11 protein-coding genes are annotated in these 12,127 nt (G+C 72.6%); 6 read left to right on the forward strand and 5 right to left on the reverse strand.

Features of this window, described 5'->3' with window-relative positions; all coding sequences use genetic code 11:
• Positions 1-165 precede the first annotated feature (165 nt).
• Together ACFWYM_RS05465 and idi are read left to right on the forward strand one after the other, a co-directional pair.
• Positions 166-1,431 (forward strand): GNAT family N-acetyltransferase, encoded by a 1,266-nt coding sequence (locus tag ACFWYM_RS05465; protein WP_384830315.1) that lies wholly within the window; start codon positions 166-168, stop codon positions 1,429-1,431.
• A gap of 121 nt (positions 1,432-1,552) precedes the next feature.
• Positions 1,553-2,146: an isopentenyl-diphosphate Delta-isomerase gene (gene idi, locus ACFWYM_RS05470; RefSeq protein WP_384830318.1), complete on the forward strand. Its 594-nt coding sequence runs from the start codon at positions 1,553-1,555 to the stop codon at positions 2,144-2,146.
• A gap of 42 nt (positions 2,147-2,188) precedes the next feature.
• Here idi and ACFWYM_RS05475 read toward each other — a convergent pair whose 3' ends face one another.
• Both ACFWYM_RS05475 and ACFWYM_RS05480 read right to left on the reverse strand, forming a co-directional pair.
• Entirely contained in the window at positions 2,189-2,665 is a 477-nt protein-coding gene (locus ACFWYM_RS05475; RefSeq protein ID WP_384830828.1) for an ATP-binding protein, read from the reverse strand.
• A 129-nt stretch (positions 2,666-2,794) separates the two neighbouring features.
• Positions 2,795-3,550, reverse strand: a complete 756-nt coding sequence (locus ACFWYM_RS05480) for an HdeD family acid-resistance protein (RefSeq protein ID WP_384830320.1) — start codon at positions 3,548-3,550, stop codon at positions 2,795-2,797.
• A gap of 85 nt (positions 3,551-3,635) precedes the next feature.
• Between ACFWYM_RS05480 and ACFWYM_RS05485 the strand changes: the two genes are divergently transcribed.
• Positions 3,636-4,394: an enoyl-CoA hydratase/isomerase family protein gene (locus ACFWYM_RS05485; RefSeq protein ID WP_384830323.1), complete on the forward strand. Its 759-nt coding sequence runs from the start codon at positions 3,636-3,638 to the stop codon at positions 4,392-4,394.
• A gap of 9 nt (positions 4,395-4,403) precedes the next feature.
• Here ACFWYM_RS05485 and ACFWYM_RS05490 read toward each other — a convergent pair whose 3' ends face one another.
• Positions 4,404-5,051: a DJ-1/PfpI family protein gene (locus ACFWYM_RS05490; RefSeq protein ID WP_384830326.1), complete on the reverse strand. Its 648-nt coding sequence runs from the start codon at positions 5,049-5,051 to the stop codon at positions 4,404-4,406.
• Positions 5,052-5,126: 75 nt separating this feature from the next.
• Positions 5,127-6,170 (reverse strand): GlxA family transcriptional regulator, encoded by a 1,044-nt coding sequence (locus ACFWYM_RS05495; RefSeq protein ID WP_384830329.1) that lies wholly within the window; start codon positions 6,168-6,170, stop codon positions 5,127-5,129.
• Positions 6,171-6,755: 585 nt separating this feature from the next.
• Here ACFWYM_RS05495 and ACFWYM_RS05500 point away from each other — a divergent pair.
• From ACFWYM_RS05500 to ACFWYM_RS05510, 3 genes are all read left to right on the forward strand, one after another.
• Positions 6,756-7,658: a hypothetical protein gene (locus ACFWYM_RS05500; RefSeq protein WP_384830332.1), complete on the forward strand. Its 903-nt coding sequence runs from the start codon at positions 6,756-6,758 to the stop codon at positions 7,656-7,658.
• Positions 7,659-7,773: 115 nt separating this feature from the next.
• Positions 7,774-7,917 carry an LPFR motif small protein gene (locus ACFWYM_RS05505; protein WP_384830334.1) on the forward strand — a complete coding sequence of 48 codons (144 nt, stop codon included), beginning with the start codon at positions 7,774-7,776 and terminating at the stop codon, positions 7,915-7,917.
• A gap of 66 nt (positions 7,918-7,983) precedes the next feature.
• Complete coding sequence (locus ACFWYM_RS05510; RefSeq protein ID WP_384830337.1) at positions 7,984-10,428, forward strand: Tex family protein; 2,445 nt, start codon at positions 7,984-7,986, stop codon at positions 10,426-10,428.
• Positions 10,429-10,508: 80 nt separating this feature from the next.
• Here the strand turns inward: ACFWYM_RS05510 and ACFWYM_RS05515 are convergent, their stop codons facing one another.
• Positions 10,509-11,837: a glycosyltransferase family 2 protein gene (locus ACFWYM_RS05515; RefSeq protein WP_384830341.1), complete on the reverse strand. Its 1,329-nt coding sequence runs from the start codon at positions 11,835-11,837 to the stop codon at positions 10,509-10,511.
• Positions 11,838-12,127: the final 290 nt, after the last annotated feature.

Genomic DNA, 12,127 nt, shown 5'->3' on the forward strand with positions numbered 1-12,127 from the left:
GAGATGTTGAGGAGGTGGGTTGATGACTGTCGCGATATGCGCTGCTCCGTGCAGCGGCGACGCACGCATCCCCACTCTCCGGGCTCGCGGCTGACCCTCTTCCTTTCCTTGCGTACGTTCTCGTACGCCGTCAGGCCGGGCCCCTCGTCTCAAGGGTTTCCCACGTTGACTGAGCACAACGACGACATCACCCACGCCTTCTTCTCCCTGCACCACGGGCTGCCGCGGCAGGGTCCGGGCTCCGACGCCACCACCCGGCGCCTCCTCGGGCTCGCCGGACCGCTGCCGAGCCGGCCGCGCGTGCTGGACCTGGGCTGCGGCCCGGGCCGCTCCGCCCTGCTCCTCGCCGCCGAGGCGGGGGCCGAGGTGACCGCGGTCGATCTGCACGAGCCGTTCCTCGACGAGCTGCGGGCGGCGGCACGGGCCCGCGGGCTCGACGGCTCGATCCACGCGGTCAAGGCGGACATGGCCGAACTCCCCTATCAGGATGGTTCGTTCGACCTGATCTGGGCCGAGAGCTCGGCCTACAGCATCGGCTTCGACACCGCCCTGCGCGCATGGCGGCGGCTGCTCGCGCCCGGCGGCACGCTCGTGCTCACCGAGTGCGAGTGGACCGGCGCGAACCCGTCCCCGGAGGCCCGCGCCTTCTGGGACCGGCATTACCGGCTGCGTACGGGGGACGAGAACCTCCGCGCCGCCACGGCCGCCGGGTACAGCGTGCTCGGCGTCCACCAGCAGCCGGAGTCCGACTGGGACGCGTACTACGGCCCGCTGCGGGCCCGCGCCGAGGCGGCCGACCCCGGTGCCCCCGGCATGGCCGAGGCGCTCGCCGCCACCCGCGAGGAGCTGGCCATGCGGCAGGACCACGGCGGTGAGTACGGCTACCGCGGGTACGTGCTGCGCCCGGCCGAGCCGGGCGGCCGCCGCACCCGGCCCGAGACCGGCGCGGACATCGCCGCCGTGCACGCGGTGAACGCCGCCGCGTTCCCCACCGAGGCCGAGGCCGACCTGGTGGACGCGCTGCGCCGGGACACCGAGGCGTGGCTGCCCGGCCTCTCGTACGTCGCGGAGGCGGCGGACGGCACGGTCGTGGCGCACGCGCTGATCACCCGGTGCCGGGTGGACGGTGCTCCGGCGCTCGCCCTCGCACCCTGTGCCGTGCTCCCGGACCACCAGCGCTCGGGGGCCGGTTCGGCCGTCGTGCGCGCCGCGCTGGCCGCGGCCCGCGCGCGGGGCGAGCAGCTGGTCCTGGTGCTCGGACACCCCGAGTACTACCCGAGGTTCGGCTTCGTGCCCGCCTCCCGGTACGGGATCAGGGCGCCCTTCGACGTACCGGACGAGGCCATGATGGCGCTCGTGTGGGACGGCGCCGACGGTTCCCCGGCCGTGCCGCAGGGCACGATCAGGTATCCGGCGGCATTCGGCGTCTGACGGTGCGCCGCATGTCCCCCGCGTCCCTCTCGGGGCGCGGGGGACATGCGGCCCCGCAGTGCCCGGAGCGCCGGATACGTACGGCAGACTTGAGGCTCGAAGACCGAAGCGAAGGATGGGTATGCCGATCACACCTGCCACCGCGGCGAACAGCTCGTCGAACGGCACCGGAGAAGCGATCTTGCTCGAACTGGTCGACGAGGACGGCAAGACGATCGGCACAGCGGAGAAACTCGCCGCGCACCAGGCACCAGGGCAGTTGCACCGGGCCTTCTCCGTGTTCCTCTTCGACGAGCAGGGGCGGCTGCTGCTCCAGCAGCGGGCCCTCGGCAAGTACCACTCCCCGGGGGTCTGGTCCAACACCTGCTGCGGCCACCCCTACCCGGGAGAGGCCCCGTTCGCCGCGGCCGCCCGCCGGACGTACGAGGAGCTGGGCGTCTCGCCCTCGCTGCTCGCCGAGGCGGGCACGGTGCGCTACAACCACCCGGACCCGGACTCCGGCCTGGTGGAGCAGGAGTTCAACCACCTCTTCGTGGGGATGGTGCAGTCCCAGCTGAAGCCGGATCCGGAGGAGGTCGGGTCGACGGTCTTCGTGACGGCGCGCGAGCTCGCGGAACGGCACGAACAGGACCCGTTCTCCGCGTGGTTCATGACGGTCCTGGACGCGGCGCGGCCCGCCATCAAGGAGCTGACCGGCACTTCGGCGGGCTGGTAGCCGCCACCGGAGACCGTACGGGGGTCGTCAACTCCCGTACGGTCAGAGCCCGTTGGGCTTGAGGGGCAGGGCCGCCCAGATGACCTTGCCCCCGCTCGCGGTGTGCTCGACGTCGCAGGCGCCGCCCGCCTCCCGGGTGACCTCGCGCACAAGGAGGAGTCCGCGGCCGCCCGTCTGTCCGTGGTCGGCCACCAGGGCGGTCGGGCGGTACGGGTGGTTGTCCTCGACGGAGACGCGCACCCACTCGGCGCCGACCGCCACCTCCACGGCGAGCATCGGCGAGAGCAGGGCCGCGTGCCGCACCGCGTTGGTGACGAGCTCCGAGACGATCAGCAGCAGCCCCTGGACGAGCTCGTCCGCCGCGGGCACGCCCTGCCGGGCCAGCAAGTCCCGTACCGCGTGCCGCGCTTGGGGCACCGACGCGTCGACGGCGGGGGCGGTGAACCGCCACACCCCCTCGTACGGCACCTCTCCGCCGGCCCGAGGGAGTGGGCCGGGACCCCTCCCGTCGTTCTCCATCGTCCGGTCGCCGCCCTTGCGCTCGATTGTCACCACACGACGAGTGTTGAGAACGCGCTGGTCCGTACCGGAGAACTGACCAGAAGTCAGCGACTATCGACGGCTTTTGATCGCCGGAGTATGACGGCGTCAGTTGTGCGACTGCTCCTGCCCTTCTTGTTCCGCCTTCACGGTTTCTTCGGTTTGTACGGCCGTGTCCCCCGCGACGAGGCTGACGATGCGGCGCCCGCCGAGGCCGGCCGCGAACAGGCCGAGCCCGTCGAAGAGCAGCGCGAGCGAGAAGAAGCAGCCGATCACGTACTGACTGCTGCTCGGCCACTCGGCGAGCACCAGGACGCCCAGGAGCAGCCCGAAGGCGCCCTGCAGCAGCGTCACGGCGAACTGCGGGCCGCGCACCACGAGGCTGCCGATGAGTCGGAACACGCCGCCGGTCAGGAACAGCAGCGCGGCGAACATGGTCAGCGCCTCGGCCGCCACATGGGGCCGCGCGACGACCACGACGCCCGCCGCGATGTTCAGCGCGGCCACGACCACGCCGAGCCAGAAGAAGTTGGTGCCGCGGGCCTGGACCGCGTGCAGCAGGCCGACGGTGCCGCCGATGAGCAGCAGCCAGCCGAACAGGAGCATCGAGGTCAGGGTCACGATGGCGGTGTAGAACAGGCCGACGATCCCGGCGAGGACCAGGATCGAGCCGAGGAGGGCGAGCCAGCCGAAGCTGCGCTTGAGCTTGGCGCCCTTGGGGCTCGTTCTCGGGTCCGGGTCCGCCTTCCGGTCCGGTCCCGTTCCCACGTCCGAGTTCAGGTCCTTCTTCGGGTCCGTTTTCGGGTCCGATTTCGGGTCCGGTCGGTCGTCGGTTTGCTTGGGGTGCTTGTGCAAGAGGGCCATCAGCGTCTCCGTCCGTCCGCGTGCGCGTCGCAGAGCCGCCCCCTTCTTGATCGTACGTTCGAGACGGGCGGATAGCATCCGGCGCATGGAACCGCAGCTGAGGCATGCCGTCACGGGCGGTGTGGCCACCGTCGTCATCGACCACCCGGCCAAGCGCAACGCGATGACCGCGGACATGTGGCGCTCGCTGCCGCCGCTGCTCGACGGGCTCGCCGCGGACCCCGAGGTGCGGGCGCTCGTGCTGACCGGCGAGGGCGGCACGTTCTGTGCGGGCGCCGACATCTCCTCGCTGCGGGGCTCGGCGGGCGAGGCGCAGGAGCTCGCGGTGCGGGCCGAGGACGCGCTCGCCGCCTTTCCCAAGCCGACGCTGGCCGCGGTGCGGGGGTTCTGTGTGGGCGGGGGCAGTCAGCTGGCGGGGGCGTGCGATCTGCGGTTCGCCGCCGAGGACGCCTCGTTCGGGGTCACTCCGGCGAAGCTCGGGATCGTCTACCCCGCGTCGTCCACGCGCCGCCTCGTGTCCCTCGTCGGGCCCGCGACCGCCAAGTACCTGCTGTTCTCAGGTGAGTTGGTCGGGGCCGAGCGGGCGCTGCGCTCGGGGTTCGTGGACGAGGTGCTGCCGGGGGACCAACTCGACAAGCGGGTGGCGGAGTTCACCCGGATCCTGGTCTCGCGCTCCCAGCTGACGCAGGCGGCGGCGAAGGAGTTCGCCGCGGGGCGTCAGGACCGGGACGCGTACTGGGTGGAGCAGGCGCGGGGCAGCGGCGACACCGCGGAGGGTGTCGCCGCCTTCCTGGAGCGCAGGCAGCCGCGCTTCACCTGGACGGTGCCCGCCTCGTCCGGCTGAGCCGTTGGCCTACTCCTGGCCCTCGTCCTCGCCGAAGCGGCTCTGCTCGCGGAACTTCTCGACGAGGTGCGCGGGCGCCTTCTCGGGAGAGCCGGCGTCGTAGGGCGGCTGCGGGTCGTACTCGGTGAGGAGCTGGACGGTCTGCGCGGTCTCGTCGCCCGCGATCCTGCCGAGCAGGGTCAGGCCCATGTCGATGCCGGAGGAGACTCCCGCCGCCGTCACGTACTTGCCGTCGAACACGACCCGCTCCCCCGTCGACTGCGCCCCGAACTCCTCCAGCACGTCGAGGGCCAGCCAATGGGAGGTGGCGCGACGGCCCTTGAGGAGTCCGGCGGCGGCGAGGAGCAGCGAGCCGGTGCACACCGAGGTCGTCCAGGTGCTGGTGGCGTCGGCGGTGCGCAGCCAGCCCAGGAGCACCTCGTTCTTCATCTGGGGCGTCTGCCCCGGGCCGCCGGGGACGATCACGATGTCGGGGTTCGGCACCTCGTCGAGGGTCTTGTCGGCGACGAGGGCGAGGGTGTCGGTGTCCGCGCGCACGGGGCCCTTCTGTTCCGCGACGAAGACGAGGTCGGCGCCGGGGAGGCGGCCGAGGGTCTCGTACGGGCCGACGGCGTCCAGGGCCGTGAAGTGCGGGAACAGGACGATGGCGATCTGCATGGGGCGGGTTCCTCTCCATGGATGGATGGCTGGCTGGATGGATGGCTGGATGGACGACCGGCCGGCCGGCTGGCTTCAGGCGCTGGTGGGGCCGGACGTGGCGCTGGGCTGGAAGCGGCGGCGGTACTCCGCCGGGGCGGCGCCCAGGGTCTTGAGGAAGGCCCGGCGCATCGCCTCGGGGGTGCCGTAGCCGCAGGCGCGGGAGATCTCCTCGACGCCGTCGTGGCTGTCCTCCAGGAGGCGCCGGGCGTGCTCGACGCGGACGCGCTCGACGTATTTGCCGGGCGTCATGCCGGTCTCGGCCTGGAAGGCGCGGGCGAAGTGGCGGGGCGAGAGCCGGGCGCGGGCGGCGAGGGTCTCCACGGAGAGGTCGTCGCCGGGGTGCTCGGTGATCCACTGCTGGACCTCGCGCAGGGGTTCGCGCCGGGCGGTCTGCGCGGACAGCTGGGCGCTGAACTGCGCCTGGTTTCCCGGGCGTCGGAGGAACACGACGAGGTACCGGGCGACGCTGAGGGCCACGTCCCTGCCGTGGTCCTCCTCGACGAGGGCCAGGGCGAGGTCGATGCCCGCGGTGACGCCCGCGGAGGTGGCGACCTTCCCGTCGCGTACGTAGATGGGGTCCGGTTCGACGGTGACGGCCGGGTGCCGGCGGGCGAGGGTCTCGCAGTGCGCCCAGTGGGTCGTCACCCGCCGCCCGTCCAGGAGCCCCGCCTCGGCGAGCAGGATCGCGCCGGTGCACACCGAGACGATGCGCTGCACGTGCGGGGCGTTGACGCGCAGCCACTCGATCAGGTGCGGATCGGGCTCCCGGCTCCCCGGGCCGCCGGGCACCAGGAGGGTGTGCGGCACGGGGGCGTCGGCGAGCGCGTGGTCCGGGACGAGGGTGAGCCCGCTGGAGGTGCGCAGGGGTGCGCCGTCGAGGGAGGCGGTACGGATGCGGTACGTGGCGTCCGGGTCGTCGAAGTGGGCGGCGGCACCGGCGAACACCTCGACCGGGCCGGTCACGTCGAGGCTCTGCACGTCGTCGAAGAGGAGGACCAGGACGGTGCGGCCGCGTCCTGCTCCGCGCCGACGCGCCCCCGCCCGGTCCCGCCGCCGGTCCTCGCTGCTTCGCTCCATGCCTGCGATTCTTCGCCGGGTCGGGCATGTCTGCAATGACGAGTACCCCTCCTTTCCTGCCATCGCGACCGCCGGGCGCGAGGGCGACCACCCCCAACTCACTCCCCTGGGAACCCAGTTGCTGCGAGCATCGGAGGCATCAGTGACGCACCCCAGCAACGGGGGACACGACCTGATGAGAGTGCTGTTGCCTGCCGATCCATGCGTGGTCGGGCCCTACCGGCCGCTCTCCCGCCTCGGCGCCGGCGGGATGGGCCAGGTGTTCCTCGGCCGCTCCCCCGGCGGCCGGACGGTGGCCGTGAAACTCGTACGGCCGGAGCTCGCGGAGGACGCCCGGTTCCGCAGCCGGTGCGCACGGGAGGCGCCCCCGCCGCCTCCGCCTCCGCCTCCGCCTCCGTAAGAGGCGACGGCAATTACTACGCGAGGTCATGGCCCGCAATCCTCGGGGGGACTGCGCGGAGGACTGGCGGGGCACGCGCTTTGAGAGTGCCTATCTGTGCACCGAGGAACTGTGACATCGGGCCTGTTCCGGCCCGCCTCCCACCGCCCCTTCTCCTCATACCGACTAGTCGGTAACGTGCAGCCATGACCACCTCCACGTCCTCGCCCCAGGCCGAAGCACTGCCCCCGCGCGCGGGGCGGCGCTGTCACAACGTGCTCAACTCCCTGCACGCCACCCACTACTTCTGCCCCGAGGTGGGCGAGGAGCTGGGGGCCCTCGGGGTGAGCGACCCCCGGGCCGTCAACTTCGCCATCCGTGCCGCCGCTCTAGGTGCCGTCGGTCCGGGCACCGTGGCCGCCACGTTCTTCAACTACAAGTACGAGCTCATCGCCCGCCACGTACCCGCGGTGTGGCAGGTCGCGGCGCCGCAGGACGTGCTCGCCGCCCGGCTGCGGGGTGTCGACCGGACGCTGCGCCGGATCCTCGGTGACGAGGTCGTCGCCTCGCCGGAGATGGCGGAGGCCGCCCACCTCGCGCTGCGGGCGACCGAGGCATGCTCGCGGTCCGGGCGCCCCCTGTACGCGGCCCACGCCGACCTGCCCGTACCGGAAGAGCCGCACCTCGCCTACTGGCACGCCGCGACCCTGCTGCGCGAGCACCGGGGCGACGGGCACCTGGTCGCCCTCATGGACGCGGGGCTCGACGGCATCGAGGCGCTGGTGACGCACACCGCGACCGGCAAGGGCATGACTCCGAAGTGGGTGTTCGGCACGCGGGGCTGGGCCCAGGAGGACTGGGACGCCGCCGAGGAGCGGCTCCGCGCGCGTGGAGTGCTGGACGAAGAGGGCGAGTTGACCGAGGCGGGTGTCGCGCTGCGCCAGCGCATCGAGCTGGCCACGGACCGTCTGGACCTGGCCCCGTACGAGCACTTGGGCGCGGCGGGCGTCGAGCGCCTCACCGAGCTCGGGACGGCTTTCGTGGGGGCGGCCCTTCAGGCGGGTGCCTTCCCTGCGGATCTGCTGGGCAAGAAGAGCGCCTCCAAGTAGAGCAACTGCGTGTGACGCCCGTGGTGGGCAGGGCTCCTGCATGGGGTGGCCACCACGCGGTACCCGTCCGTCTCCCGGCCGGGCCCGACCGGCCGGGAGACGGAGGGAGAATCCCGTGTTCCGTGCCATCGCGGACGTACTGCGGCAGATCGGCGGCGCACTCGCCACCGTCGTGACGCTGCCCTTCCGGGCCCTGGCCCGGATCTTCGGCGGAGCCTCCCGCTCCGGTGGGCGCGCGGGGCGGGCTCGCCGGGTCTGATCCCCCGCTGTCGGTGCCACCTGCCACAATTGCCCGGCAACCTCTGTGAGAAGGCGGTACCGGAACGTGTCGACGACAACGTCAAGTCCTGCGTCCATCGAAGGCAGGATCGCCGAGGAACTCGGCGTACGCGAGCGGCAGGTGAAGGCCGCGGTCGACCTGCTCGACGGCGGCTCGACGGTGCCCTTCATCGCGCGCTACCGCAAGGAAGCGACCGAGATGCTCGACGACGCGCAGCTGCGCACGCTCGAGGAGCGGCTGCGCTACCTGCGCGAGCTGGAGGAGCGCCGCACGTCCGTCCTGGACTCCGTGAGGGAGCAGGGCAAGCTCACCGAAGAGCTGGAGGCGCAGATCCGCGCGGCCGAGACGAAGGCGCGGCTCGAGGACATCTACCTGCCGTTCAAGCCGAAGCGGCGCACCAAGGCGCAGATCGCCCGCGAGGCCGGGCTCGAGCCGCTGGCCGACGGGCTGCTGGGCGACCCGTCGGTGGAGCCGCTCGCGGCGGCCGCCGCGTTCGTGGACGCCGACAAGGGCGTCGCCGACCCGCAGGCCGCCCTGGACGGCGCCCGCGCGATCCTCGCGGAGCGGTTCTCCGAGGACGCCGACCTGATCGGTGAGCTGCGCGAGCGCATGTGGGGGCGCGGGCGGCTCGCCGCGAAGGTCCGCGAGGGCAAGGAGGAGGCGGGCGCCAAGTTCGCCGACTACTTCGACTTCGCCGAGCCCTTCACCGAGCTTCCCTCGCACCGCATCCTGGCGATGCTGCGCGGCGAGAAGGAGGACGTCCTCGACCTCGTCATGGAGCCCGAGGACACCGACCCCACCCCTGGGGTTCCGTCCTCGTACGAAGGCACCGTCGCCCACCGCTTCGGAGTCTCCGACCAGGGGCGCCCCGCCGACAAGTGGCTTCAGGAGACGGTCCGTTGGGCCTGGCGCACGCGCATCCTCGTGCACCTGGGCATCGACCTGCGGCTCCGGCTGCGGACGGCCGCGGAGGACGAGGCGGTGCGCGTCTTCGCGTCGAACCTGCGCGACCTGCTGCTCGCCGCCCCCGCGGGCACCCGCGCGACCCTCGGGCTCGACCCCGGTTTCCGTACGGGCGTGAAGGTCGCCGTCGTGGACGCGACCGGCAAGGTCGTGGCGACGGACACGATCCACCCGCACGTCCCGGCCAACAAGTGGGACGCCGCCCTCGCCACCCTGGCCCGGCTCGCCGAGCAGCACCAGGTCGACCTGATCGCGATCGGGAACGGCACGGCGTCGCGCGAGACGGACAAGCTCGCCGGTGAACTCATCAGCAAGCACCCGGAGTTGAAGCTCACCAAGGTGATGGTCTCCGAGGCGGGCGCCTCGGTGTACTCGGCCTCGGCCTTCGCCTCCCAGGAGCTGCCGGACCTGGACGTGTCCATCCGCGGCGCCGTCTCCATCGCGCGCCGTCTCCAGGACCCGCTGGCCGAGCTCGTGAAGATCGACCCGAAGTCCATCGGCGTCGGCCAGTACCAGCACGACCTCAGCGAGGTGAAGCTCTCCCGCTCGCTGGACGCGGTGGTCGAGGACTGTGTGAACGGCGTCGGGGTGGACGTGAACACGGCCTCCGCGCCGCTGCTCGCGCGCGTCTCCGGCATCGGCTCCGGGCTCGCGGAGAACATCGTCGCGCACCGGGACGCGAACGGCCCGTTCACCAACCGCAAGGGCCTCAAGGACGTGGCGCGGCTCGGCCCGAAGGCGTACGAGCAGTGCGCGGGCTTCCTGCGGATCCGCGGCGGCGACGACCCGCTGGACGCCTCCAGCGTGCACCCGGAGGCGTACCCCGTGGTGCGCCGCATGGCGACGACGGCGGGCGGCCAGGTCGGCTCGCTCATCGGGGACACGGCGACGCTGCGCTCCCTGAAGCCCGCCGAGTTCGTGGACGACGTCTTCGGTCTGCCGACCGTGACGGACATCCTCAAGGAGCTGGAGAAGCCGGGGCGCGACCCGCGTCCGGCGTTCAAGACGGCCACCTTCAAGGAGGGCGTCGAGAAGATCGGCGACCTGGCACCGGGGATGGTCCTGGAGGGCGTCGTGACGAACGTCGCGGCCTTCGGGGCGTTCGTGGACGTCGGCGTGCACCAGGACGGCCTCGTGCACGTCTCCGCGATGTCCAAGACCTTCGTCAAGGACCCGCGGGACGTGGTGAAGCCGGGCGACATCGTCAAGGTGAAGGTCCAGGACGTGGACATCCCGCGCAAGCGGATCTCGCTGACGCTGCGCCTGGACGACGACGCGAGCACCTCGGGCGGCGGCGCCAAGCGGGAGCGTGGTGGTGGCCAGGGTGGCCGGCCGCCGCAGCAGCGGGGCGGCGGTTCCGCCGGTGGCGGTGGCGGTCAGGGCAAGGGGCGTGGCAGCGGTGGTGGTTCCGGTGAGCGGCGCGGCGGCGACCGTCGCGGTGGACGCTCCGGGGCCCCCGCCCCGGCGAACAGCGCGATGGCAGACGCGTTGCGCAAGGCGGGCCTCGTGGACCCCAAGAAGCGGTGACCGCACCGTAGTTGGTGGCTGAGGGCTGAAGGCTGAAGGCTGTTGAGGGGGGTACGTGACCGGCGTACCCCCTTCGGCCGTCATGCCTCCAGGGCGGTCGGCCCCTCCGTGACCGCCTCCGCGTTGCGCCGCGTCTTCGCCCAGCCCGTGCGCCCGCGCAGGATGCGGACGAAGGCGCGGGGCGCCACCGCGAACAGGTGGTACGCGTACAGCCACAGGGCGAAGCCCCACAGCAGGCCGGTCAGCCGGGAGGCGTCCGGGGCGTGGTCGCGGCGGTAGAGCGGGCCCCAGGCCACGAACGGGCCGATGCACAGCGCCGCGAGGATCAGCGCGAGCGGCCAGGCGCCGAGCGTGCCGAGGCCGCCGAGCAGCAGCATGGCCACGCACAGGGCGAGCGTGAGCAGGTGCGCGAGGGGCTGACCGAAGGTGTAGAGGGTCTCCAGGACGCCGCGCCCGCTGTAGTGGCGCGAGGAGATGATGCGCGGGGCGTAGCGCACGCACTGCAGGTTGCCCTGGGCCCAGCGGGTGCGCTGGGTGAGGAGGCGGCGGGCGTGCGGCAGGCCCTCCTGGGAGACCCAGGTGTCGGCGACGTGGGTGACGCGGTAGCCCGCGAGGATCATGTGCAGGCCGAGTTCGTAGTCCTCCAGGAGGGCGCCGCGCTGCCAGGGGCGGCGCTCGGCGTCGGCGATCCGGTCGAGTGCGGAGAGCCGGGTGAACTGGCCGTTGCCGCCGAGGCCGACCGAGCCGGTGCGTCCGCGCAGCAGCTGCATGCCCGCGTTCGAGACGGCGAACTCCATGTCCTGGACGCGCACCAGAAGCCGGGCGAAGGCGTTGCGGACCCGGCCGTGGTCGGGCAGCGGACGCGGGTCGTCGACGTTGCGCATGCGGACGCCGATCTGCACGCCGCCGATCTCCGGGTCCCCGAACGCGGCCTGCCCCGAGACGAGTTCGAGGGCGCGCGGGTCGAGCCGTCCGTCCGCGTCGACGACGCAGACCACGACGCGCTCCCGGTCGGCGTCCCCGGGCAGGAACTCGTTGAGCTGCTCGTAGGCGGCGTTCAGGGCCGCGCCCTTGCCGACGCGCGCGTCCGGGCGCACCCGGCGGACCAGGTGGATGCGGCGGTCGTCCTCGGCGAGCTCCGCGACGATCTCGCCGGTGCGGTCGTCGCTGTCGTCGTCGATCACCCAGACATGGGCGGCCGGGAAGCGCTCGCGCAGCTGCCCGACGGTGGCCCACACGACGGCCTCCTCGTCACGGCAGGGCACGAAGAAGTGCCAGTCGAAGGCGGCGGGTTCACCGGCTTCGACGGCCGTGCGGCGCACGTAGGCGTGGCGGGCGCCCGCCCAGTAGAGGAAGAAGCAGGCGAGGAGGGCGAAGGGGAAGAGGAGGATCAGCGGGCTGTCGAGCATGGGGGCCTCGGGGACGGGAGAGAGCGGTCGGGCGGGAGGGTTCGGTATGCGCCTGGGCCGGACGGCGGGGACGGCGGGGCCGCCTCAGTGCGGGACAGGGAGGGGCGATCAGGCGCTTCGGCGGGACGGGCACGGGCCCTGGGACCCTTCGGCGTGCGACGGGAAGGGACGCCTGAGCCGCCCGGGGCGAGCCGTGCCACGGCAGTCGGACGCATCAGCACTCGGACTCATCGGCACTCGGCCCGAAAGGCGCTCGGCCGGAAAGGCGCTCGGCCGGAAAGGCGCTCGGC

This window comes from Streptomyces sp. NPDC059009, assembly GCF_042740175.1.
In the GTDB taxonomy this organism is placed as follows: Bacteria; Actinomycetota; Actinomycetes; order Streptomycetales; family Streptomycetaceae; genus Streptomyces.

Bases quoted from the DNA above. Each gene is read 5' to 3' on its own strand.
- idi (WP_384830318.1), top strand. From the start codon at position 1,553: ATGCCGATCACACCTGCCACCGCGGCGAACAGCTCGTCGAACGGCACC.
- ACFWYM_RS05475 (WP_384830828.1), bottom strand. From the start codon at position 2,665: ATGGAGAACGACGGGAGGGGTCCCGGCCCACTCCCTCGGGCCGGCGGA.
- ACFWYM_RS05480 (WP_384830320.1), bottom strand. From the start codon at position 3,550: ATGGCCCTCTTGCACAAGCACCCCAAGCAAACCGACGACCGACCGGAC.
- ACFWYM_RS05485 (WP_384830323.1), top strand. From the start codon at position 3,636: ATGGAACCGCAGCTGAGGCATGCCGTCACGGGCGGTGTGGCCACCGTC.
- ACFWYM_RS05490 (WP_384830326.1), bottom strand. From the start codon at position 5,051: ATGCAGATCGCCATCGTCCTGTTCCCGCACTTCACGGCCCTGGACGCC.
- ACFWYM_RS05495 (WP_384830329.1), bottom strand. From the start codon at position 6,170: ATGGAGCGAAGCAGCGAGGACCGGCGGCGGGACCGGGCGGGGGCGCGT.
- ACFWYM_RS05500 (WP_384830332.1), top strand. From the start codon at position 6,756: ATGACCACCTCCACGTCCTCGCCCCAGGCCGAAGCACTGCCCCCGCGC.
- ACFWYM_RS05515 (WP_384830341.1), bottom strand. From the start codon at position 11,837: ATGCTCGACAGCCCGCTGATCCTCCTCTTCCCCTTCGCCCTCCTCGCC.